Annotated in this window: 19 protein-coding genes and 1 tRNA gene; 10 read left to right on the top strand and 10 right to left on the bottom strand. The window is 67.1% G+C overall.

Going from position 1 to position 21,237, the window contains the following annotated elements; all coding sequences use genetic code 11:
- Window positions 1-30: 30 nt before the first annotated feature.
- Together cmk and aroA are read right to left on the bottom strand one after the other, a co-directional pair.
- A complete protein-coding gene (gene cmk / locus NLI89_RS09090) occupies window positions 31-669 on the bottom strand; it encodes a (d)CMP kinase (protein WP_254686750.1) in 639 nt (212 codons plus the stop codon).
- Window positions 670-671: 2 nt separating this feature from the next.
- Complete coding sequence (aroA, locus tag NLI89_RS09085; RefSeq protein ID WP_254686749.1) at window positions 672-2,018, bottom strand: 3-phosphoshikimate 1-carboxyvinyltransferase; 1,347 nt, start codon at window positions 2,016-2,018, stop codon at window positions 672-674.
- 98 nt (window positions 2,019-2,116) lie between these two features.
- Between aroA and NLI89_RS09080 the strand changes: the two genes are divergently transcribed.
- Together NLI89_RS09080 and NLI89_RS09075 are read left to right on the top strand one after the other, a co-directional pair.
- Window positions 2,117-2,443 (top strand): TIGR02300 family protein, encoded by a 327-nt coding sequence (locus tag NLI89_RS09080; protein WP_128454229.1) that lies wholly within the window; start codon window positions 2,117-2,119, stop codon window positions 2,441-2,443.
- Window positions 2,444-2,546: 103 nt separating this feature from the next.
- Window positions 2,547-2,622, top strand: a tRNA-Ala gene (locus NLI89_RS09075).
- Window positions 2,623-2,666: 44 nt separating this feature from the next.
- Here NLI89_RS09075 and NLI89_RS09070 read toward each other — a convergent pair.
- Window positions 2,667-3,560, bottom strand: coding sequence for a LysR family transcriptional regulator (locus NLI89_RS09070; protein ID WP_254686748.1), 894 nt, complete (start codon window positions 3,558-3,560; stop codon window positions 2,667-2,669).
- A 105-nt stretch (window positions 3,561-3,665) separates the two neighbouring features.
- Here NLI89_RS09070 and NLI89_RS09065 point away from each other — a divergent pair, with 105 nt between their 5' ends.
- The 5 genes from NLI89_RS09065 (at window position 3,666) to NLI89_RS09045 (ending at window position 9,717) form a co-directional block, all read left to right on the top strand.
- A complete protein-coding gene (locus NLI89_RS09065) occupies window positions 3,666-4,832 on the top strand; it encodes an isovaleryl-CoA dehydrogenase (RefSeq protein ID WP_056486781.1) in 1,167 nt (388 codons plus the stop codon).
- Between the two features lie 154 nt (window positions 4,833-4,986).
- On the top strand, window positions 4,987-6,588 hold the full coding sequence (locus NLI89_RS09060; protein ID WP_254686747.1) for a carboxyl transferase domain-containing protein: 1,602 nt from the start codon (window positions 4,987-4,989) through the stop codon (window positions 6,586-6,588).
- A 4-nt stretch (window positions 6,589-6,592) separates the two neighbouring features.
- Window positions 6,593-7,075 carry a nuclear transport factor 2 family protein gene (locus NLI89_RS09055; RefSeq protein ID WP_254686746.1) on the top strand — a complete coding sequence of 161 codons (483 nt, stop codon included), beginning with the start codon at window positions 6,593-6,595 and terminating at the stop codon, window positions 7,073-7,075.
- A 342-nt stretch (window positions 7,076-7,417) separates the two neighbouring features.
- Complete coding sequence (locus tag NLI89_RS09050; protein ID WP_254686745.1) at window positions 7,418-9,256, top strand: acetyl/propionyl/methylcrotonyl-CoA carboxylase subunit alpha; 1,839 nt, start codon at window positions 7,418-7,420, stop codon at window positions 9,254-9,256.
- Entirely contained in the window at window positions 9,256-9,717 is a 462-nt protein-coding gene (locus NLI89_RS09045) for a MaoC family dehydratase (protein ID WP_254686744.1), read from the top strand. The genes NLI89_RS09050 and NLI89_RS09045 overlap by 1 nt, the downstream gene beginning before the upstream one ends.
- Here NLI89_RS09045 and NLI89_RS09040 read toward each other — a convergent pair.
- Both NLI89_RS09040 and NLI89_RS09035 read right to left on the bottom strand, forming a co-directional pair.
- Window positions 9,711-11,504 (bottom strand): IlvD/Edd family dehydratase, encoded by a 1,794-nt coding sequence (locus NLI89_RS09040; RefSeq protein ID WP_254686808.1) that lies wholly within the window; start codon window positions 11,502-11,504, stop codon window positions 9,711-9,713. The two genes, NLI89_RS09045 and NLI89_RS09040, sit on opposite strands and share 7 nt — an antisense overlap.
- A 39-nt stretch (window positions 11,505-11,543) precedes the next feature.
- Window positions 11,544-12,689 (bottom strand): aldose epimerase family protein, encoded by a 1,146-nt coding sequence (locus tag NLI89_RS09035; RefSeq protein ID WP_254686743.1) that lies wholly within the window; start codon window positions 12,687-12,689, stop codon window positions 11,544-11,546.
- Window positions 12,690-12,856: 167 nt separating this feature from the next.
- Here NLI89_RS09035 and NLI89_RS09030 point away from each other — a divergent pair, with 167 nt between their 5' ends.
- Window positions 12,857-14,155, top strand: coding sequence for a sugar MFS transporter (locus NLI89_RS09030; RefSeq protein ID WP_254686807.1), 1,299 nt, complete (start codon window positions 12,857-12,859; stop codon window positions 14,153-14,155).
- 40 nt (window positions 14,156-14,195) lie between these two features.
- Here the strand turns inward: NLI89_RS09030 and NLI89_RS09025 are convergent, their stop codons facing one another.
- Window positions 14,196-14,948 (bottom strand): FadR/GntR family transcriptional regulator, encoded by a 753-nt coding sequence (locus NLI89_RS09025; RefSeq protein ID WP_254686806.1) that lies wholly within the window; start codon window positions 14,946-14,948, stop codon window positions 14,196-14,198.
- A 176-nt stretch (window positions 14,949-15,124) separates the two neighbouring features.
- Here NLI89_RS09025 and araD1 point away from each other — a divergent pair, with 176 nt between their 5' ends.
- Window positions 15,125-16,117 carry an AraD1 family protein gene (gene araD1, locus NLI89_RS09020; RefSeq protein ID WP_254686742.1) on the top strand — a complete coding sequence of 331 codons (993 nt, stop codon included), beginning with the start codon at window positions 15,125-15,127 and terminating at the stop codon, window positions 16,115-16,117.
- 239 nt (window positions 16,118-16,356) lie between these two features.
- Here the strand turns inward: araD1 and NLI89_RS09015 are convergent, their stop codons facing one another.
- On the bottom strand, window positions 16,357-17,790 hold the full coding sequence (locus NLI89_RS09015) for a sensor histidine kinase (RefSeq protein WP_254686741.1): 1,434 nt from the start codon (window positions 17,788-17,790) through the stop codon (window positions 16,357-16,359).
- Between the two features lie 151 nt (window positions 17,791-17,941).
- Window positions 17,942-18,607 (bottom strand): response regulator transcription factor, encoded by a 666-nt coding sequence (locus NLI89_RS09010; protein WP_056420590.1) that lies wholly within the window; start codon window positions 18,605-18,607, stop codon window positions 17,942-17,944.
- A gap of 112 nt (window positions 18,608-18,719) precedes the next feature.
- Here NLI89_RS09010 and NLI89_RS09005 point away from each other — a divergent pair, with 112 nt between their 5' ends.
- On the top strand, window positions 18,720-19,349 hold the full coding sequence (locus tag NLI89_RS09005; RefSeq protein ID WP_254686740.1) for a hypothetical protein: 630 nt from the start codon (window positions 18,720-18,722) through the stop codon (window positions 19,347-19,349).
- 365 nt (window positions 19,350-19,714) lie between these two features.
- Here NLI89_RS09005 and NLI89_RS09000 read toward each other — a convergent pair whose 3' ends face one another.
- Window positions 19,715-19,939, bottom strand: coding sequence for a hypothetical protein (locus tag NLI89_RS09000; protein ID WP_254686739.1), 225 nt, complete (start codon window positions 19,937-19,939; stop codon window positions 19,715-19,717).
- Window positions 19,936-21,069, bottom strand: a complete 1,134-nt coding sequence (locus NLI89_RS08995) for a PepSY-associated TM helix domain-containing protein (protein WP_254686738.1) — start codon at window positions 21,067-21,069, stop codon at window positions 19,936-19,938. Before NLI89_RS08995 ends, NLI89_RS09000 begins: the two co-directional genes overlap by 4 nt.
- Between the last annotated feature and the right edge of the window lie 168 nt (window positions 21,070-21,237).

Genomic DNA, 21,237 nt, shown 5'->3' with positions numbered 1-21,237 from the left:
GTGGAGCATGTTGGGATCGGTATAATGAGCCTAAACCGAAGCCGCCTTCTTCGCCCGCTGCGCCTCAACCAACGCAACCGCCCGCTGCACGGACGCCTCGATCGAAAGAAAGCTCGTATCCAGCAACGCAGCATCCGCCGCCATCACCAACGGCGCGGTAGACCGCCCACTATCCCGAGCATCCCGAGCCCGAATATCCGCCAACACCCGATCCTTGCTCGCCGTCCCACCCCGAGCCTGCAACTCCGCATGCCGCCGTTGCGCCCGAATATTCGGCGTGGCCTTCACGAACAGCTTCGCATCCGCATCCGGCGCGATCACCGTGCCGATGTCGCGCCCGTCGAGGATCGCGCCACCCTCCTGCGCCGCGAACCGCTTCTGCCGGTGCAGCAACGCCGCACGCACCAGCGGATGCGCCGACACCACCGACGCCAGCGCGCCGATCTCGTCGTCACGCAACGCCGGATCGCTCAGCAGCGCATCGCTGAAATCGCAGGCCGCGACCGCGTCGGCCTCGGTTTCCGGATCGAGCCCCATCCGCGCCACGCTCAACGCAACCGCGCGGTACAATAGCCCGGTATCGAGATACGGCAGCCCATAATGTTTGGCCAAGGCACGCGCGATCGTGCCCTTGCCCGATGCTGCCGGACCGTCGACTGCGATGATCATTCTTATTCCCCCCGTCCGGTCAGCGCATCGAGCGACCGGAAGAACACGGGATAGCTCGTCGCCACCGGCGATACATCATCGATCGTGACGGGCTGAACGGCGCCAAGTCCAGCCACCACCATGCTCATTGCGATGCGGTGGTCGAGTTTCGAGGCCACCCGAGCGCCGCCTCGAATCGCCGCACCGCCCGACCCGGTGATCGCCATGCCATCTTCGAACTCCTCGCAATGCACCCCGCAGGCTTCGAGCGCGATCCGCATCGTCGTGATCCGGTCCGATTCCTTCACCCGCAGCTCGTGTGCGCCGCGGGCCATGGTCGTGCCGGTCGCGAAGGCGGCGGCGACGAACAGCACCGGATATTCGTCGATCATGCTCGGCGCGAGATCGGCCGGCACCTCGATCGCGGTCAGCGGCGCATGCCGGACTCGCAGGTCCGCGACCGGCTCGCCGCCGACGGTGCGCGGGTCGAGTTCGGTAATATCCGCGCCCATCATCCGCAGCGCGGTGACGATCCCGATCCGCGTCGGGTTAAGCCCGACATTGCGCACAACGATATCCGACCCCGGCACGATCGACGCCGCCACCAGCCAGAACGCCGACGACGACGGATCGCCCGGCACGACGATGTCCTGCGGCTTCAGGTCCGCTTCGCCGGTGATCGAGATGATCCGCCCGGCCGCGGTTTCCTCGACGGTCAGCTTCGCGCCGAACCCGGTCAGCATCCGCTCGCTATGATCGCGCGTCGCGACCGGCTCGATGACCCGCGTAATCCCCGGCGTGTTGAGCCCCGCCAGCAGGATCGCCGACTTCACCTGCGCCGACGCGACCGGCAGCGTGTACTCGATCGGCACCGCCGGACACATCCCGCGCACCATCAACGGCAGCCGCCCACCAGGCGAAGCGGTAATGTCCGCGCCCATCTGCGACAGCGGCTCGATCACCCGCCCCATCGGCCGCCCCGACAGCGACGCGTCGCCGGTGAACGTGCAGGTGATCGGATGGCTCGACACCAGCCCCATCAGCAGCCGCGTCGACGTCCCCGAATTGCCCATCTCCAGCGCCGTATCGGGCTGGAGCAGTCCGCCTACGCCGACGCCGTCCACCGTCCAGATCCCATCCTCGCCGCGCTCGATCGTCGCGCCCATCGCGCGCATCGCGGCGGCAGTGGCGAGCACGTCCTCACCTTCCAGCAAACCCTCGATCCGACTGGTGCCGACAGCTAAGCTTGCGAACATCAGGGCGCGGTGACTGATCGACTTGTCGCCGGGGACCGCGATCGAACCGGTCAGGGGACCGCGTGCGACGACGTCGAGCGGCTGGGGGAGGGCCGAAGAAGAAGGATGTGCCATGGGGCCGGGCTTTTGACAGTGGCCTTGCGCTATGGCAAGGCGCGCCCACTTTGCGAGGGCATCCCTCACAATCTATCCATTCGAAAGGTTCTATCGGCATGATCAAGCCGGAATGGGGCACGAAGCGTTCGTGCCCGAAATGCGCGACGCGTTTCTACGACCTCGAAAAAGCCGACCCCGTGACCTGCATCGAGTGCGGGTATGCGTGGGAGCCCGAGCCCATCCTGAAGTCGAAGCAGCCGCTGCCGTTCGAGGTCGCCAAGCCCGACACCAAGAAGCCCGACGCGGATCTCGAGGATGACGAGGAAGAGGACATCGCCTCGATCACCGGCGAGGACGAAGAGCCGTCGGCCGACGACGAAGTCGATCTCGGCGGCGACGACGACCTCGGCGTCGAGACGCCGCAGGACGAGCATGAGCGTTGATCCGAGAAGATCGGCGTTAAGTTGAAAGAAATTTGGCAGGCGGTGTTTACGCCGCTTGCCAACCCGGGCGGGTCCGGTTAGTGACCCGCCTCCCAACGGGAATGGGGCCGTAGCTCAGCTGGGAGAGCGTTCGCATGGCATGCGAAAGGTCAGGGGTTCGATCCCCCTCGGCTCCACCATTCTCGTTGATGACCGGTTCGCCGGGACAGCTTTCCAGATAGCTTCAGATGATGCCGTCGGTGCCGGTTCCCGCCGCGTGCAGGTCCCTGAACGTCTCCTCGATCGCCGCGACCATGACGCTTCCTTCGATGCGCGAGGCGGAATCGTTCGCCACCAGCACGCCGACGCGGCGCGTAGGGTCGAAGCCCGTCAGCGGGATCATCGCGATGCCCTCGCTCGCAAAGCTCAGCGGCATGACCGTCATCCCAAGCCCGGCGCGGACATAGGTCAGCGCGCGGTCGTCGCTGACGGTGCGGGCGGCCATGAACGGGCGCACGCCGCGCGCGGTGAAGAAGCGGCTGGTCTCGGCCAGCGCTTCGCAGTGGCGGCGGACGATCATCGTTTCCTCCGCGACGTCGGCGACCGCGAGCGTGGCGCGTCCTGCGAGGCGGTGGTCTTGCGCCACCGCGACCGCGAAACCCTCCTCGAACAGTACGCGACCGCGCGCATCGTCGTCGATCGCGCCGAGCATCACGTCGATCCGCCCGCGATCGAGCAACGCGACGAGCTCGCTGCTGCGTCCTTCGACCACTTCGAGGCGCTCGGTGGTGGAGGCGCGTCGCGCTCGGCCCAGCGAGGCTGCGATCCAGGACGGCGGCAGCGTCGTCGCGATCCCGAGCCGCACCAGTTTGGTCGGAACGCTGTCCTGCAAATCCCGTTCGGCCGCCGCGAACTCGGCTTCGATCCGGCGGGCATGCACCGCGAACCGCGTGCCCGAGGGCGTGAGTTCGATCCGCCGATTGTTGCGCAGGAACAGCGTCTGGCCGAGCGCCGCCTCCAGTTTGGCGATGCCGACCGACAGCGTCGGCTGCGAGATCCGGCACTGCACGGCGGCGCGCGTGAAATTGCCCTGGTCGACGACCGCCAGGAAATAGCGCAACACATAGCGTTCGATCATGACCCGACCATAGACACGATCTATCGCATGTGTTCGGTCGTATCAATTTCTCTTAGGCGCCACGACCGGGTATCAGAGTGGCAACACAAGGTCTGGAGAGGCTGCATGATACCCGATTTCGATTTCGCGCTCGGCGAATCCGCGGACATGATCCGCGAGAGCACGCACCGCTTCGCCACCGACAAGATCGCGCCCTTGGCCGCGAAGATCGACGCCGACGACTGGTTCCCGCGCGAACTCTGGCCGGCGATGGGCGAACTCGGGCTGCACGGCATCACCGTCGAGGAAGAATATGGCGGCCTCGGCCTGGGCTATCTCGAGCACGTCGTCGCGGTCGAGGAAGTGTCGCGCGCATCGGCGTCGATCGGGCTCAGCTACGGCGCGCATTCGAACCTGTGCGTCAACCAGATCCGCCGCTGGGGCAGCCCCGAGCAGAAGGCCAAGTATCTCCCCAAGCTCGTCTCCGGCGAGCATGTCGGCAGCCTCGCCATGTCCGAGGCGGGGGCGGGCTCCGACGTCGTGTCGATGAAGCTCAAGGCGGTGAAGACCGACACGGGCTATGTGCTCAACGGCACGAAATTCTGGATCACCAACGCGGCCTATGCGGACACGCTGGTCGTCTATGCCAAGACCGGCGAAGGCTCGCGCGGGATCACCGCGTTCCTGATCGAGAAGGACATGCCGGGCTTCGCGATCGGCCAGAAGATCGACAAGATGGGGATGCGGGGATCGCCGACCGCGGAACTCGTCTTCACCGATTGCGAGGTGCCGTTCGAGAATGTGATGGGCCCCGAAAATGGCGGCGTCGGCGTGCTGATGTCGGGCCTCGATTACGAGCGCGCGGTGCTGGCCGGGATTCAGCTCGGCATCATGCAGGCGTGCCTCGACGTGGTGATTCCGTATGTGCGCGAGCGGAAGCAGTTCGGGACGGCGATCGGCCAGTTCCAGCTGATCCAGGCGAAGGTCGCCGACATGTACGTCGCGCTGAGTTCGGCGCGCGCGTACGTCTATGCGGTGGCCAAGTCGTGCGATGCGGGCAAGACCACGCGGTTCGACGCGGCCGGCGCGATCCTGCTGGCGAGCGAGAGCGCGGTGAAGGTGTCGCTGGAGTCGATCCAGGCGCTCGGCGGGGCGGGGTATACCAAGGACTGGCCGGTGGAGCGGTTCATGCGCGACGCGAAGTTGCTCGACATTGGTGCCGGCACGAACGAGATTCGCCGCATGCTGATCGGGCGCGAACTCATCGGGGCTGCTCCGAAGGTGGCGCAGTGAACGCTGCACTAAACCCCTCTCCCTGCAGGGGAGAGGGAGGGGCCCGCACGGCGCAGCCGGGTGGGAGGGTGAGGGCACGCGCGCACCTCGAGCGTGCCCTCACCCTCCCGTCGCTGCGCTCCTCCTTCCCTCTCCCCCGAGGGGAGAGGGTTCAGTGACCGCCCCCGTTCTGACCTCCGCGCTATCCCCCGACAGCGAAACCTTCCGCGCGAACGCCGCGCATAACCGCGCGCTCGCCGAAACCCTCCGCGAGGACGTCGCCCGCACGGCCCTCGGCGGCAACGCGAAGTCCCGCGAGCGCCACACCGCCCGCGGAAAACTCCTCCCGCGCGACCGTGTCGAACGCCTGCTCGACCCCGGCTCGCCGTTCCTCGAAATCGGCCAGCTCGTCGCCAACGGCCTCTACGACGATGAAGTCCCCGGCGCCGGCGTCATCGCCGGCATCGGCCGCGTCGCCGGTCGCCAGTGCATGATCCTGTGCAACGACGCGACGGTGAAGGGCGGCACCTACTTCCCGCTGACCGTCAAGAAGCACCTCCGCGCGCAGGAGATCGCACAGGAAAATCGGCTCCCCTGCATCTACCTCGTCGACAGCGGCGGCGCGAACCTGCCGCACCAGGCGGAGGTATTCCCCGACCGCGATCACTTCGGCCGCATCTTCTTCAACCAGGCGAACATGTCCGCGCTCGGTATCCCGCAGATCGCCTGCGTCATGGGCAGCTGCACCGCGGGTGGCGCCTACGTCCCCGCAATGTCCGACGAGACGATCATCGTCCGCGGGCAGGGGACGATCTTCCTCGCCGGCCCCCCGCTGGTGAAGGCGGCGACGGGCGAGGTCATCTCGGCCGAGGAACTGGGCGGGGCGGACACGCACGGCCGCCGCTCGGGCGTGGTCGATCACGTCGCCGAGAACGACGAGCATGCGCTGACCATCGTCCGCGACATCGTCTCGACGCTGCAACCGCAAGCGCAGACCGCGGCGAACCTCCAGCAGCCCAGACCGCCGAAGTTCGCGCCCGAAGAGCTCTACGGCATCGTCCCCAGCGACGTCCGCGCGCCCTACGATGTCCATGAGGTCATCGCGCGACTGGTCGACGGCAGTGAATTCCACGAGTTCAAGGCGCTTTACGGCACTAGCCTCGTCTGCGGTTTCGCACACATCTGGGGCATCCCCGTCGCGATCCTCGCCAATAACGGCGTGCTGTTCAGCGAGAGCGCACAGAAAGGCGCGCATTTCATCGAGCTCGCCTGCCAGCGAAAGATCCCGTTGCTGTTCCTCCAGAACATTTCGGGCTTCATGGTCGGCGGCAGATACGAGGCGGAGGGCATCGCGAAACACGGCGCCAAGCTCGTCACGGCCGTCGCCACCGCGACCGTTCCAAAGATCACCGTCCTGATCGGCGGCAGCTTCGGTGCCGGCAATTACGGCATGTGCGGTCGCGCTTATTCCCCTCGCTTCCTGTTCACCTGGCCCAACAGCCGGATCAGCGTGATGGGCGGCGAGCAGGCGGCGTCGGTCCTCGCCACCGTCCACCGCGACGCCGAAAGCTGGACGCCCGAGCAGGCCGAAGCCTTCAAGGCGCCTGTTCGCCAGAAATACGAGGACGAGGGCAACCCCTGGTACGCCACCGCACGCCTCTGGGACGACGGCATCATCGATCCCGCGCAGACCCGCGACGTACTCGGCCTCGCCTTCGCCGCGACGCTCAACGCTCCCATCCCCGAACGCCCCGCGTTCGGCGTGTTCAGGATGTAACCCAATGATCCTGCTGTCACTTCTCCTCGCCGCCGGTCAGGTCACCCCGGTCCAGCCGATCGTCAAAGGCACCGGCCTGCCGCCCGCGGAAATGACCGAGGAGGCCGGCGTCATGGTCCCGATCGACGCGCTCTTCGCCGCGCTGGCCGCCCGCGATGGCCAGGCGATCCTCGCGCAGGTCCGCGCCGACGGCGGCGCCACCGTCGCCGAGGAAAAGCCCGACGGCACGCGCTCGGTCCGCCGCATGGGTTGGCCCGAGTTCGCGGCCATGATTAAGCCTGGCCCCGAGCGCTATGCCGAGCGCCTCACCGATCCCGCGGTCGACATCGACGGCGACATCGCGATGGTCTGGTCGCCCTATGTCTTCACGATCGACGGCAAGGTCGCGCATTGCGGCACCGACCATTTCGACATGGTGCGGGAGGCTGGCCGCTGGAAGATCGCCAACCTCACCTGGTCCTCGCGCACCACGGGATGCGGGCAATGAGCGTCTCGTCCCAGCGGATGAGTGTCGCCTGTCACTCGGTAGGTATCGTCCGGCACGCAATAGCAAACCCCCGTCACCCCAGCGAAAGCTGGGGTCTCCCCGTTTCGGCCCGCGCCCTTGCCGCACGAGACCCCAGCTTTCGCTGGGGTGACGCGTCGGGTCGGGGGGACGGGTCGGGTCGGGGGGACGGGTCGGGTCGGGGGGACGGGTCGGATCGGGGGGACGGGTCGGATCGGGGGGACGGGCCGGGTCGGGGAGACGTGGCCGGTCGGACTTACGGGCTGCGTCGTGATGACGGGCCAGGTCGGTCCGACGGGCTGCGCTTGGGTGAGGGATTCTGACATGCTGACATCCCTCCTGATCGCCAACCGCGGCGAGATCGCCTGCCGGATCATCCGCACCGCCCGGGCGCTCGGCATCCGCACCGTCGCGGTCTATTCCGACGCCGACGCGAACGCGCTCCACGTCCGTCAGGCCGACGAAGCCGTGCACATCGGCGCATCCCCGGCCCGCGAAAGCTACCTCGTCGGCGACCGCATCATCGCCGCCGCGCGAGAAACCGGCGCCGAGGCCATCCACCCCGGCTACGGCTTCTTGTCCGAGAACGCCGACTTCGCGCAGGCCGTGATCGACGCCGGATTGATCTGGGTCGGCCCCAACCCCGACAGCATCCGCGCGATGGGCCTGAAGGACGCCGCGAAACAGCGCATGATCGCCGCCGGCGTCCCCGTCACGCCCGGCTATCTCGGCGAGGACCAGTCGCCCGAACGTCTGAAGGCGGAGGCCGACGCGATCGGCTACCCCGTCCTCATCAAGGCGGTCGCGGGCGGAGGCGGCAAGGGCATGCGCCGCGTCGATACGGCCGCGGAGTTCGCCGACGCGCTCGTCTCGTGCCAACGCGAAGCGGCCTCGTCGTTCGGCAACACCGACGTCCTGATCGAGAAATACATCCTCTCGCCGCGCCACATCGAGGTACAGGTTTTCGGCGACAGTCACGGCAACGTCGTCCACCTGTTCGAACGCGATTGTTCGCTTCAGCGTCGCCATCAGAAGGTGATCGAGGAAGCCCCCGCACCCGGCATGGACGCCGCCACCCGCCAAGCGATCTGCGCCGCCGCGGTGAAGGCGGCCAAGGCGGTCGACTATGTCGGCGCCGGCACGATCGAGTTTATCGCCGACGCCAGCGAAGGCCTCCGCGCCGACCGCATCTGGTTCATGGAAATGAACACGCGGTTACAGGTCGAGCATCCGGTGACGGAAAAGATCACCGGTCAGGACCTCGTCGAATGGCAGCTCCGTGTCGCGAGCGGCGAGCCCTTGCCCAAGCGTCAGGACGAACTGGCGATCGACGGCTGGGCGATGGAAGCGCGGCTCTACGCGGAGGACCCCGCCAAGGGTTTCCTCCCCTCCATCGGCACGCTCGAACGCTTCGATCTCGGCAACAGCGCTCGCGTCGATACCGGGGTAGAGCAGGGCGCCGAAATTTCGCCCTTCTACGACCCGATGATTGCCAAGGTGATCGCCTGGGGCGAAGATCGCGAAACCGCGCGTGAAGCCTTGGCCGACGCGCTCGACGGTGCAGTCGTCTGGCCGGTACGCTCCAACGCGGGGTTCCTCGTCGAGGCGCTCGACCATCCCGACTTCGTGGCAGGCACGCTCGACACCGGTCTGATCGCCCGCGAAGGCGACGCGCTCATGCCGCCGACCCACCCGACCGAAGAGGCTTTGGCCGAGGCCGCAAGTGCACTCGTTTCGGCCGATCCGATCGCGGGCTTCCGCCTCAACGCCGCTCCTCGCCGCAGCGCGACGTTCCTGCTGGACGGTGAACAGGTCGAGGTCGATCTCGACGGGCAGGCCGGAACGACGACGGCGTTCGAAGGCGTCCTGATTTCCGAAGCCGGCCAGACTTGGCAGCTAAAACCATGGCGTGCGTCGGGCGTCGCCGCTGGCGGGGCAGCGGACGGCGCGATCCTGTCGCCTATGCCCGGCCGGATTATCGCGGTCGACGTCGCGGCCGGCGATACCGTCGCCAAGGGCCAGAAGCTGGTTACGCTCGAGGCGATGAAGATGGAGCACTCCCTGACCGCACCGTTCGACGGCATCGTCGCGGACCTCAACGCAATCGAGGGCGGGCAGGTGACCGAGGGCACCATGCTCGTCCGCATCGAGAAGGATAACTGATGGCCGGGCGCTATTTCGACGACTGGAGCATCGGCGACCGGATCGAGCACGAGATCCGCCGCACGGTGACCGAGACGGACAATCTCCTGTTCTCGACGATGACGCACAACCCGCAGCCGCTCCACCTCGATATCGAGGCCGCCAAGGCCAGCGAGTTCGGCCGGATCCTCGTCAACGGCACCTTCACCTTCGCGCTGATGGTCGGGTTGTCGGTCGGCGAGACGACACTCGGCACGCTCGTCGCCAATCTCGGCTACGATAAGCTCGTGCACCCGAAGCCCGTGTTCATCGGCGACACGATGCGCTGCGAAACCGAGGTGACCGACCTAAAGCCCAGCAAGTCGCGCCCGAACGCCGGCATCGTCACCTTCACGCACCGCCTGATCAACCAGCGCGACGAGATCGTCTGCCAATGCCTGCGCACCGCCCTGATCGAGCGGCGCGCAGTCACGCCTCAGTGATTGTCGCGCGGTAGGCCCATCGTCTGCGCGATCCGCTGATACTTCTCGGCGCCCTCCAGGATCGCGCCCGTCTCCATCTGGCCGACGGTGGCGCGCTGGATTTCCTGCCACGGCGTCTGCGAGCGCGGGAAGGCATAGCCGCCGTCTGCGGTGAGGGTGCGGCGGCGCTCGGCCAGTTCCTCGTCGGAAATTAGCACGTTGGCCGATCCCTTGGCGAGATCGATGCGAACCCGGTCGCCGGTGCGGATCAGCGCGAGGCCACCCATCGCCGCCGCTTCGGGCGAGGCATTGAGGATGGAGGGCGAGCCCGACGTCCCCGACTGGCGCCCATCGCCGATGCAGGGGAGGGCATGGACGCCCTCGCGGATCAGGTACGCCGGCGGGCGCATGTTGACGACTTCGGCGGCACCCGGATAGCCGATCGGCCCTGCGCCACGCATGAACAGCAACGTGTCGGTGGTGATCCCGAGCGAGGGATCGTCGATCCGGTGGTGGTAATCCTCGGGCCCGTCGAACACGACCGCGGGACCTTCGAACGCCTCGGGATCGTCCGGGTTTGACAGATAGCGCGCGCGAAACTCCGGCGAGATCACGCTGGTCTTCATGATCGCCGAGTCGAATAAATTGCCGCGCAGTACGATGAAGCCGGCGTCCTCCAGCAGCGGCGTCGCGAACGGGCGGATGACGCGCTCGTCCTCGATCGTCGCGGTCCGGCAATTGTCGCCGATCGACTTGCCGTTGGCGGTCATCGCGTTCTCGTGGATCAGGCCCTGCTTCATCAATTCGGCGACCACCGCGGGGACGCCGCCGGCATGGTAATAATCCTCGCCGAGATATTCGCCAGCGGGCTGGAGGTTGACCATCAGCGGCACCTTGTGGCCGTGAATCTGCCAGTCGTCGATCGGCAGGTCGACGCCGATATGGCGCGCGATCGCGGCGAGATGGATCGGCGCGTTGGTAGAGCCGCCGATCGCCGAATTGACGACGATCGCGTTGTGGAACGCCTCCTTGGTCAGGATGTCCGACGGCTTCAGATCTTCCGAAACCATGTCGACGATCCGCTTGCCGGTCTTGTACGCGACCTCCTGGCGGTCACGGTACGGCGCGGGGATCGCGGCCGAACCGGGCAGCTGCATGCCGAGCGCCTCGGCGAGCGAATTCATCGTCGTCGCGGTGCCCATCGTGTTGCAATAGCCGGTCGACGGCGCCGACGACGCGACGAGCTTGATGAAGCCCTCGTCGTCGATCGCGCCGGTCGCGAGCAGCTCGCGCGCCTTCCACACGATCGTGCCCGAGCCGGTCCGCTCGCCCTTGTGCCAGCCGTTGAGCATCGGGCCCACCGACAACGCGATCGCCGGGATGTTGACCGTCGCGGCGGCCATCAGGCAGGCGGGCGTGGTCTTGTCGCAGCCGATCGTCAGCACCACGCCGTCGAGCGGATAGCCGTAGAGCACCTCGACCAGCGCCAGATAGGCAAGGTTGCGGTCGAGCCCGGCGGTCGGGCGCTTGCCGGTTTCCTGGATCGGGTGGACCGGGAATTCGAGCGCGATGCCGCCGGCTTCACGGATGCCTTCGCGCAGGCGTTCGGCCAGCACGAGGTGGTGGCGATTGCACGGCGACAGGTCGCTGCCGGTCTGCGCGATGCCGATGATCGGCTTGCCCGAGCGCAGTTCCTCCAAGGACAGCCCGAAGTTCAGATAGCGCTCCAGATAGAGCGCGGTCATGTCGATATTCTCGGGGTTGTCGAACCACGCTCGGCTGCGGAGCTTGGTGGGAGGATTGGGCATGTCGGTCATCGGGAATTTCCTGGGGGAGCGGTCTGGGTGTCAGCGGGCGACGGAAAGGCGGTAGATCATCGCGTGATGATACGGCTTGCCCGGATCGACACGCGCGGAAACGAAGTTCGGCTTGTTGGGCGCATCGGGGAATTTCTGCGGTTCCAGCGCGATGCCGTCGCCCATCCGGTACAGATGGCCCTGTTTGCCGATGAACGTGCCGTCGAGAAAATTGCCGGTGTAGAATTGCACGCCCGGCTCCGTCGTCAGCACTTCGAGCACGCGCCCCGAGGCGGGGTCTTCCAGTCGTGCGGCCAGTTCCGGCTTGGCGGTCAGCCCCTTGTCGAGCGCGAAATTATGGTCGTAGCCATGGCCATAGCGAATCTGCTGGTCGCGGCCGTCGCGAATGCCCTCGCCGACGATCCGGCCATTGCGGAAGTCGAACACGGTACCCTGAACCGGTTGCAGCGCGCCGGTCGGGATCAGCTTGTCGTCGACCGGCGTGATCGCCTTCGCCGGGATCGTCAGCCGGTGGCCGTTGGCGCCCATCGGCGACCCTTCGCCGCCGAGATCGAAGATCGCGTGGTTGGTCATGTTGACGATCGTCGGCTTGTCGGTCTTCGCGTCATAGGCGATGCCGAGATTGCCGGCTTCGTCGAGCGTGTAGGTGACCGTCACGTCGAGGTTGCCGGGATAGCCCGAGTCGCCGTCGGGGCTCCGGTGGCCGAGCACGAGCGTCGCGGTCGGGCCGCTCTTCATCGACACGATCTTCCACGCGGCCTTGTCGAAGCCCTGGCCGCCGCCGTGCAGCGAATTGACCTTGTCGTTGAGCGGCAGCTGGTACGACTTGCCGTCGAGCGTGAAGCGGCCACCGGCGATACGGTTCGCGAAACGCCCGACCGTCACGCCGAAGAAATTGGGATGGTCGACATAGGAGGCGAGGTCGTCATAGCCGAGCACGACGTCGGCGATCTTGCCGGCGCGGTCGGGCCCCATCAACGATTGCAGCGTCGCGCCATAGGACAGGATGCGCGCGGATACGCCCTGCGCGTTGGTGAGGGTCACCGTCTCGATCGCGGTGCCGTCCTTCAGGGTACCGGCGGGCGTGCGCTTCGCCTCTGCCGCGTTGGCCGTGTGCGCGCAAAGCGCTGCCAGCAAGGTTGCCACGATGATCCCCGTTTTTCCGATTGCGCGCATTCCGGTTCCCGTCCTTTATCGTTCGACGCCGTTGACGCGCCTTGTGTCGCTATATAGTCGGACAATATATTTCTGGGCAAGCCATGCGGGAAAAGACTGTCGATCAGTCGCCGACACGGCACGGAGGATGGACGATTATGGCGATGCCGATTCAGACGCAACGACCGATGGAAAGCACCACGTCTTCCTCGGCGCCGGGCGGGAGCCCGAGTTACCGATCCGCGCTGACTTTGCTGGCCAGCCTGTTCTTCATGTGGGGCTTCATCACGGTCATCAACAACACGCTGCTGCCGCATCTGCGCAGCGTGTTCGACCTCAGCTACACGCAGACCACGCTGATCGAGAGCGTCTGGTTCATCGCCTATTTCTTCGCGTCGATCCCGTCCGCCAAGCTGATCGAGCGGGTCGGGTATCAGCGGGCCATGGTGTTCGGGCTTGGCCTGATGGCGGTCGGTGCGCTGATGATGGTGCCCGCCGCGCGGCTGCCGTCCTACGGCGTCACGCTGGTCGCGCTGTTCGTGATCGCCAGCGGCATCACGCTGCTGCAGGTTGCGGCGAACCCCTATGTCGCGGTCGTCGGCCCGCCCGAGACCGCGTCGTCGCGGTTGAATTTGGTGCAGGCCTTCAACTCGGCCGGTGCGACGCTTGCGCCGCTGTTCGGCGGGTATCTGATCCTCGGTCGGTCGACCTCCGGCACCGCCGCTGCCGGTTCGACCACGGTTCTGACGCAGGCCGAGCGGATCGCCGATGCGCAGTCGGTGGTGTTGCCATACCTGATCGTCGCAGGCGTGCTGATCGTGCTGGCCGTGGTCATCGCGCGCTTCCCGCTGCCGGCAATGGGCACGGCGACGCAGCGCTCGGCCAAGGCGGATCGCAAGGGCCTGTCGCTCTGGTCGCACCGCAACCTAGTGTTCGGCATTCCGGCGATCTTCATTTATCTTATAGCTGAGATCGGCGTCGCCAACCTGTTCATCAATTTCGTCAGCCAGCCGAATATCGGCAACCTGACGCACGAGCAGGCCTCGCACTATCTGTTCATCCTGTGGGGCGGGATGATGGTCGGCCGCCTGATCGGCAGCGTCGTGATGCGGACGATCCCCGCCGAGCGCGTGCTGGCGTTCGCGAGCATCGGCGCGTGCGTGGTGATGCTCGTCGCCACCTTCACCACCGGTCATGTCGCGATGTGGGCGCTGATCTCGGTCGGCCTGTTCCACTCGATCATGTTCCCGACGATCTTCACGCTCGGGATCAAGGGCCTGGGGCCGCTGACCGAAGAGGGCTCGGGGCTGCTGATCATGGCGATCGCCGGCGGCGCGCTGGTGATCGTGCAGGGTTGGCTCGCCGATACCTATGGATTGCAGAATTCGTTCCTGCTGACCGCGGCGTGCGAACTCTATGTGCTGTTCTACGCAATATGGGGATCGAAGGTCACCGACCCGCTGCCCGATCCCGTCGCCGTTCCCTGAACCGATAATTGGCGGGTGGTGGCGTGCGGGGGCGTGCGGGTCAGCGCCTCATCGCCAGCTTGGTATCCTCCAGGGCCAGATCCACCAGCGTCCGCATCGCATTGCTGGCCGCGGTGGCGTCGCCCGCGGCGATCGCGTCGTAGACCAGCACGTGATCGGGAATGGGATTGCGGGGCAGGGCACGGGCGCGCTGCTTGAACTGCGTGGTCCAGCTGACGGCGGCGCCGATGCTGGCACTCAGCACGATCAGCGCGTCGTTGCGCGTCGCGGTCAGGACGGCGTCGTGAAACTCGCGATCCGCCGCGCGCCCGGCTTCGGTGGCGAGCGTATGGCGGCGCATGGCGGCCAGCGCATCCTTCATGATCTTCAGGTCGGTCCGTTCGCGCCGCTCGGCCGCCAGCGCCGCGGCGGCCGGTTCGACGATCGCCCGCAATTCGAAAAGCCCGCGGACGAAGGCGATATCGGGTTCGCCCGCAAAGGCCCAGGCGAGGACGTCGGGGTCGAGCAGGTTCCACCGGCTGCGCGGCAAGACGCGCGTGCCTGCCTTGGGGCGGCTTTCGACCAGACCCTTGGCGGTCAACACCTGGACCGCCTCGCGATAGGCGCTGCGCGACACGTCGAGCGCTTCGGAAAACGCGACTTCGCCCGACAATATGTCGCCGGGCAGATATTCCCCGGCCAGGATCGCGGTGCCGAGCTTGTGCGCGATCGCGCCGTGGAGCCGTCGCCCGGTCCCGCGTCGCACACGCGGTGTGGCAGCGGTGGTGTCTTCCGCGGCAGTCGGCGCATCCATCAAAGGTGGCGGCGCATCGGCGAACGTCTTCATGCAAGTTGCTCCCTGGAGCGGCGTAACAATCGTAACAATCATATCAGCGTGGTGGAACGAGAAGCGTTGTCAAGTTAGGGCGCAAAGTTTAAGTCCGAGTAATTGCCGAAAAGCGGCCGATGTCGTCCCAAGGAGAGACAGAAATGAGTTTGCGTCTGTTGCAGCATCGCGCCGCGAACGGTGCGCGGTCGGTGATCGCGGCGACCGTCGAAGGGGCGTTTTTCGTCACCGGCGTCGACAGCGTTCGAGCACTGGCATCGCGCGCGATCGCCGACGGCACCGGCCTGGCAGAGGCTGTCGAGGCTTGCGGGCAGGGTGATGCGGTGGACATCGCCGCCGAACTCGTGGCGGGCCGGCTGGTGTCGCCGATCGATCACGACGATCCCGCGCACCTGATCATGACCGGGACCGGGCTGACGCATCTCGGGTCCGCGGAAGGTCGCGACAAGATGCACCGCGCCGCCGCGGCGGCAGAGACGCTGACCGATTCGATGCGGATGTTTCTCGATGGGGTCGCTGGCGGCAAGCCGGCGGCGGGCGAGACGGGGCAGCAGCCCGAATGGTTCTACAAGGGCGATGGATCGGGCCTCGTCGCGCCCGGTGCTGCGCTGACCAGCCCGGCCTTTGCGCAGGACGGCGGCGAGGAGCCCGAGCTTGCCGGGATCTACCTCATCGGGCCGGATGGGACTCCGTTCCGGCTGGGGCTTTGCCTCGCCAATGAGTTCAGCGACCATGTGACCGAGCGGCATAATTACCTGTGGCTCGCGCATTCGAAATTGCGTCAGGCGGCGCTGGGGCCCGAACTGCTGACCGGTGCGATCCCGGATCATGTCGAGGGCATGAGCCGCATCCACCGCAACGGTGCGCTGCTGTGGGAAAAGCCGTTCCTGTCGGGGGAGGCGAACATGTCGCACACGATCGCCAATCTCGAAGCGCATCATTTCAAATATGACCTGTTCCGGCGGCCTGGCGACGTCCATGTCCATTTCTTCGGGACGGCGACGCTGTCGTTCAGCGAAGGAATCACGACGCAGGACGGCGACGTGTTCGAGATCGAGGCGGCACCGTTCGCGCTGCCGTTGCGCAACACGCTGGCCAAGGCGTCGCCTGCGCCGGTCGTAGTGCGAGCGCTGTGACGGGTCTGCCGTCGCGTCCTGTAACTGACTGTGCTGTGCTGTGCTGTGCTGTGCTGTGCTGTGCTGATCTGATCTGACGTTACCCGATCCGACCCGATCTGACCTGCCGCTAGCCCCATTCCGTCACCCCAGCGAAAGCTGGGGTATCCGTCCATAAGCAGGCAACCCGCCACCCAGCCGGTCCTCCCAGCATTCGTTGGGATGACGGCTTGGGTGGGCAAATGCGCGTATGCCGGCGGCTAGCGACGTTGCGGCAGAGCCAGGCGGACCAGCAAGCCGCCCAGCGCTGCCGAGCGATCGAGCGTCACCGTACCGCCGTTGAGTTCGGCGAGTTCGCGGGTGATCGACAGGCCGAACCCGTGGCCGTCGCCGCGCTCGTCGAGGCGGCGGCCGGGCAGCATCGCCTGTGCCATCGCTGTGTCGTCCAGGCCTTCGCCGTCGTCCGCGACCTCCAGCGTCACGACGCCGTCGGTCGCGGCCGCGCTGATCGCCAGTGTCGAGCGCGCATGACGCCAGGCGTTGTCGAGCAGGTTGCCGATCATCTCGTCCAGGTCCTGCGGGTCGATCGCGACGGCGAGCTCGGCAGGGATCGCGATATCGAGCGCCATTGGACGATCGGCATGGATACGGCGCAGCACCGCGACCAGATCGTCGACGGCGGGGGCGATCGGCGTGCGGGTGCGCGCGCCACCGGTCGCGTCGGCGCGGGCACGGCCGAGGTGATGGCGGACGCGGCGGTCGATCTGGTCGACCATGTCGCGGACATTGTTATCGGCGTTCGCCTCGGCGAGCTTGAGCGAGAGCGCGGCGAGGGGGGTCTTCAAACCATGCGCGAGGTTGGCGACATGCTGGCGGGCATGCGCGAGCCCGGCGGCGTTCTGGTCGATCAGCGCATTGAGTTCGGTGACCAGCGGTTGCAGCTCGCCGGGCTGGTCGTCGGGGACGTGGCGTTCGGTGCCGGCGCGGACCGCGGCGAGCGAGGTTCGAAGATCGCGCAGGGGGCGCAGGCCGAAGCGGAGCTGGAGCAGTGTCGCCAGCGCAAGCCCGACGCCAAGCAGCGCCAGCGAGCCGAGCAGCGGGATCATCGCCTCGCGCAGCGGTTCCTCGACGATCCGGCGCGGCCCGATCGCGGTGATCGTCACGGTGCCGCGCGGCGTCGCGACGTCCAGGGTACGCGAGTGGAGGCGTTGGCCACCGCGGTCGCGCGTGTCGCCGGCATGGAGCGCGTGATCGTCGGAGCCGCCGGGGCCGGGAGGACGAGGTGGCCCTTCGGGATCAGGCAGCCTCGCTGGCGCCGTCGCGTCGATCGGCGGCGCCGGCTTGGGAGCGGGGGGCGTGATCGGGGGCGTGATCGGGGGCAGGGGGCGGGTCGTGCCGCTGTCGACCCGACCGGCGGGGCCTTCGACCTGCCAGGACCAGTCCGATCCGGGCACGCCGAATTCGGGCAGGTCGACCGCGCGCGTCCGGTCGAGCGTCGCGTCGGGACGGACCGCGCGCGCCAGCACCGCCACCTGTGCATCCAGCCGCTCGTCGAGCCCGCCCATGACGAAGCGCTCGAGGACATTGCCGATCGTGATCCCGGCGAACAGCAGCGCGAGCCCGGTCGAGAGCGCCGCGATCGCGAGCATCCGGCCGAACAGCGATCGCGGGATGAGGCGGAGGGGTTTCTTCATCGCGCTTCGATTTTGGGTGATTGAGTTGGAGGAGGACCCGCGGCCGCACATTTCTGTTCCCCCGCGAAGGCGGGGGTCCAGGAGCCAAGAGCGTCTGCGCCTGTAATCCTGGGCCCCCGCGTTCGCGAGGGAACAGAAGACGTCGGGATCATCACGACCCATCCGCCGTCAGCCGATACCCGCGCCCCCGCACCGTCTCGATCATCTGAGCGCCGATCTTCCGCCGCAACCGGCCGATGATCACCTCGATCGAGTTCGAGTCCACGTCGGCATCACCCTCATAGACCCGCTCGATCAGGTCGGCGCGTTCGATCACCACCTCTCGCCGGAGCATCAGCGCGGACAGCACGCGCCATTCGAACGCGGTCAGCTTCAGCGGCAAACCATCCAGCTCGAACGTGCCGAGTTGCGCATCGAAGGCCAGCGGACCGCACGTCACGCGCGCCGCGGCATGACCGGCGGCGCGACGCACCAGCGCGCGGAGTCGCATCACCACTTCCTCGACGCGGAATGGCTTCACCACATAATCGTCGGCGCCGGCCTTGAAGCCCTCGACCTTTTCCGACCAGCCGTCGCGCGCGGTGAGGATCAGGACGGGCAGGTCGCGGCCTGCCGCGCGCCAGTCGCGCAGCACGGACAAGCCGTCGCGCTTGGGCAGGCCGAGGTCGAGCACCGCCGCGTCGTACAGTTCGGTCGCGCCTAGGTGCCCGCCATCCTCGCCGTTGCTCGCGACGTCGACCGCGAAATGCTCCGCGCGCAGTGCCCGCGCCAGCCCGTCGGCGATCGCCGCATCGTCCTCGACCAATAATACCCGCATGCGATCGTCCCTATGTCCGAGACCCCAACGGAATCTGAACAGCTTGGTTCAGCGGGCGTCGGCAGCGCGCGCTTAGACGGTGATTCGTCAACCAACGAGAGGAAAGACTATCATGTCCGAGCATCCCGCCCATCCGCTGCCCCCGAGAGGCTTTAATTTTCGCCGCAACCGCCTCGCGCTCGCCGCGGCCGGCCTGCTCGCGGTCGGTGGCGCCGCCGGTGCCGTCACGGTCGCCGCGACTCGCCCGAGCGTGACGATGGCGCCTGCCACCCCGGTCGCGATCCGCTCGCTCCAGTCGGACGGCCGCTCGGGGGGGATCGTCACGATCCGCGGCACCGTCGCCGAGATCTACGGCAACAAGTTCGTGATGGCCGACCCGACCGGCCGCGCGCTGGTCGACCTCGGGCGCGAAGGCGAGGACGGCACTCTGGTCACCGCCGGCCAGCCGGTGACGATCCAGGGCCGGTTCGAGAATGGCTTCGTCCATGCCGCGTTCCTGGTCGGTGCGGGCGGCAAGCTGACCGCGCTCGGTCCCATCGGCGGTCCGCCGCATGGTCCCGGCGGCCCAGGCCGTGATGGCCCCGGTGGCCCCGGTGGTCCGGGTGCGCCTCCGCCCCCAGCCGGCATGGCGCCTCCGCCGCCGCCGATGACTGCGGGTGCGGCCCCCGCACCGGTCGGTGCCCCGGCGGGTGTGCCGGCTCCGACAGCGACACCGGCCCCGCAGACTACGCCAGCGACGTGACTAGGATGGAGCCGGGTAAAACCGGCTCCATTTTTGATTCTGGGCAGCGTGGCAACGACGCTGCCCAAACACCGTCATCCCCGCGCCGGCGGGGATCCATACTGGCGGACGTCGCGGCGTGATCGCCAGCGTATGAGCATCTGGGTCCCCGCCTCCGCGGGGATGACGTATTCGGAACGCTAAGCGCTCCGAATCGGCGATGCGACGTGTGCTGCAATCCAGGTTTCACGATCCTCCCCCGCCAGGGGGAGGTGGCGCCGAAGGTGACGGAGGGGGAGGACACGGAACCGCGGTTTCACCTTACCTCCCCCTCCGTCTGGCAAGCGCCAGCCACCTCCCCCTGGCGGGGGAGGATCGAGGGTGGTTTAGCGGGCGATCGAGGCGACCCTTGGGGCTTCGGTCTGGCGCGAGTGCGTGGCGGGTTGGCGGACCCAATAGCCTCCGGTCACCGCCAGCGGCAGCGCGAGCAGGAGCCCCGCGCCGACGTCCCACACACCGTCGCCGATCAACCCGGCACCCAGCCCGGCGACGGTCGACACGCCCAGCAGGATCGGCAGCGCGAAGATCTGGCGGTTGGTCTTGTGGGTCATGCGATTTCTCCCGCCATCACGACTTCGCGGACGCGCTGGTCGCTTGGACCGCCGCGACGACGCAGCCAAAGATACAGCCCGCTGCCGAGCACGATGATCGTCAATATGTCGAAGATCGCCCAGACGATCTTCATCGCGAGGCCACCATAATTCCCGAAATGCAGCGGCTGTGCGAGCAGCATCGCCTGCATGTACCAGGGCATCGGCACGACCGCGTCGAGCCGTCCGCTCGCGGCATCGACGAAGCCCGGCAGCAACAGCTTCGACGTCAGCGGCGTCGCACCCTTGAGGAAGACGGCGTAGTGATGCTGGCTGCTGAAGACGACGCCGGGGAAGGCGATGAACTGCGGCTTCATGTCGGGTGCCTTGCGCTGCACCGCGTCGAGCGCGGCCTGCACCGACGCGCGCTGGGGCCCGAGCGGCGTGCGTGCCTCGCTGGCGATGACCTCGGCAAGGCCGTTCGCCTTCCAGATGGCGGTGATCGGCACGACGAAGGTGTTGATCGTTCCCGTCACGCCGACGACGCTCGCCCACACCACAGTGACGATGCCGAGCAGATTGTGGCGATCGAGCCAGCCGAGCCGCTTGCTGCGTCCGCGCCGCAACGTGCCGAAGTCGAGCTTGGCCATGAACGGCGCGTAGAGCACGACGCCCGAGACGATCGCCGCGAAGAACAACAGCCCCATCACGCCGAGGAAGATCTCCGCCCAGAAGCCGAGCAGCATGTCTGTATGGAGTTCGAGGATGAACGCCATCACGCCCGGGACATAGGGCGGCATCTTCGCACCGGTACGCGCGTCGAAGGCGTGGAAATGCATCGCCGCGGGCACTGCGTCGGGGGTCGGGCCGGTGGTGACGTAGACGATCGGCCGCTCTTCGTCGAAGCTGATGTACAGGGGGACCTCTCCGGGAGCCGCCTTCGCCGCCCGCGCGAGAATGGTGTCGAGCGAGAGCGAAGGCATGCCGGCGGGCAGCGTCGCCATCGGCGCGGGCGGGTTGATCCACCCGTCGATCTCCTCCTCGAAGATCAGCGGCAGGCCGGTCACGCAGAGCATCAGCAGGAACGCCGTGCAGATCAGGCTCGTCCATTTGTGGACGAGATACCAGGCCTTGATCGTGCCGCGAGTCATGCGCGGGACACGGGCATGTCGGGGGAAAGGCGCTGGCGGATGGTCACCGGCACACAGGTACAGATTTGATAACGATGTGCAATAGCGATGTGGGGGTAGGGGCTTCGTCGACTGATCCTCCCCCGCCAGGGGGAGGTGGCACCGAAGGTGACGGAGGGGGAGGAATGC

The sequence above is a fragment of the Sphingomonas faeni genome (assembly GCF_024273235.1).
In the GTDB taxonomy this organism is placed as follows: domain Bacteria; phylum Pseudomonadota; class Alphaproteobacteria; order Sphingomonadales; family Sphingomonadaceae; genus Sphingomonas; species Sphingomonas faeni_A.
This window is presented reverse-complemented; position numbering and strand designations above follow the sequence as displayed.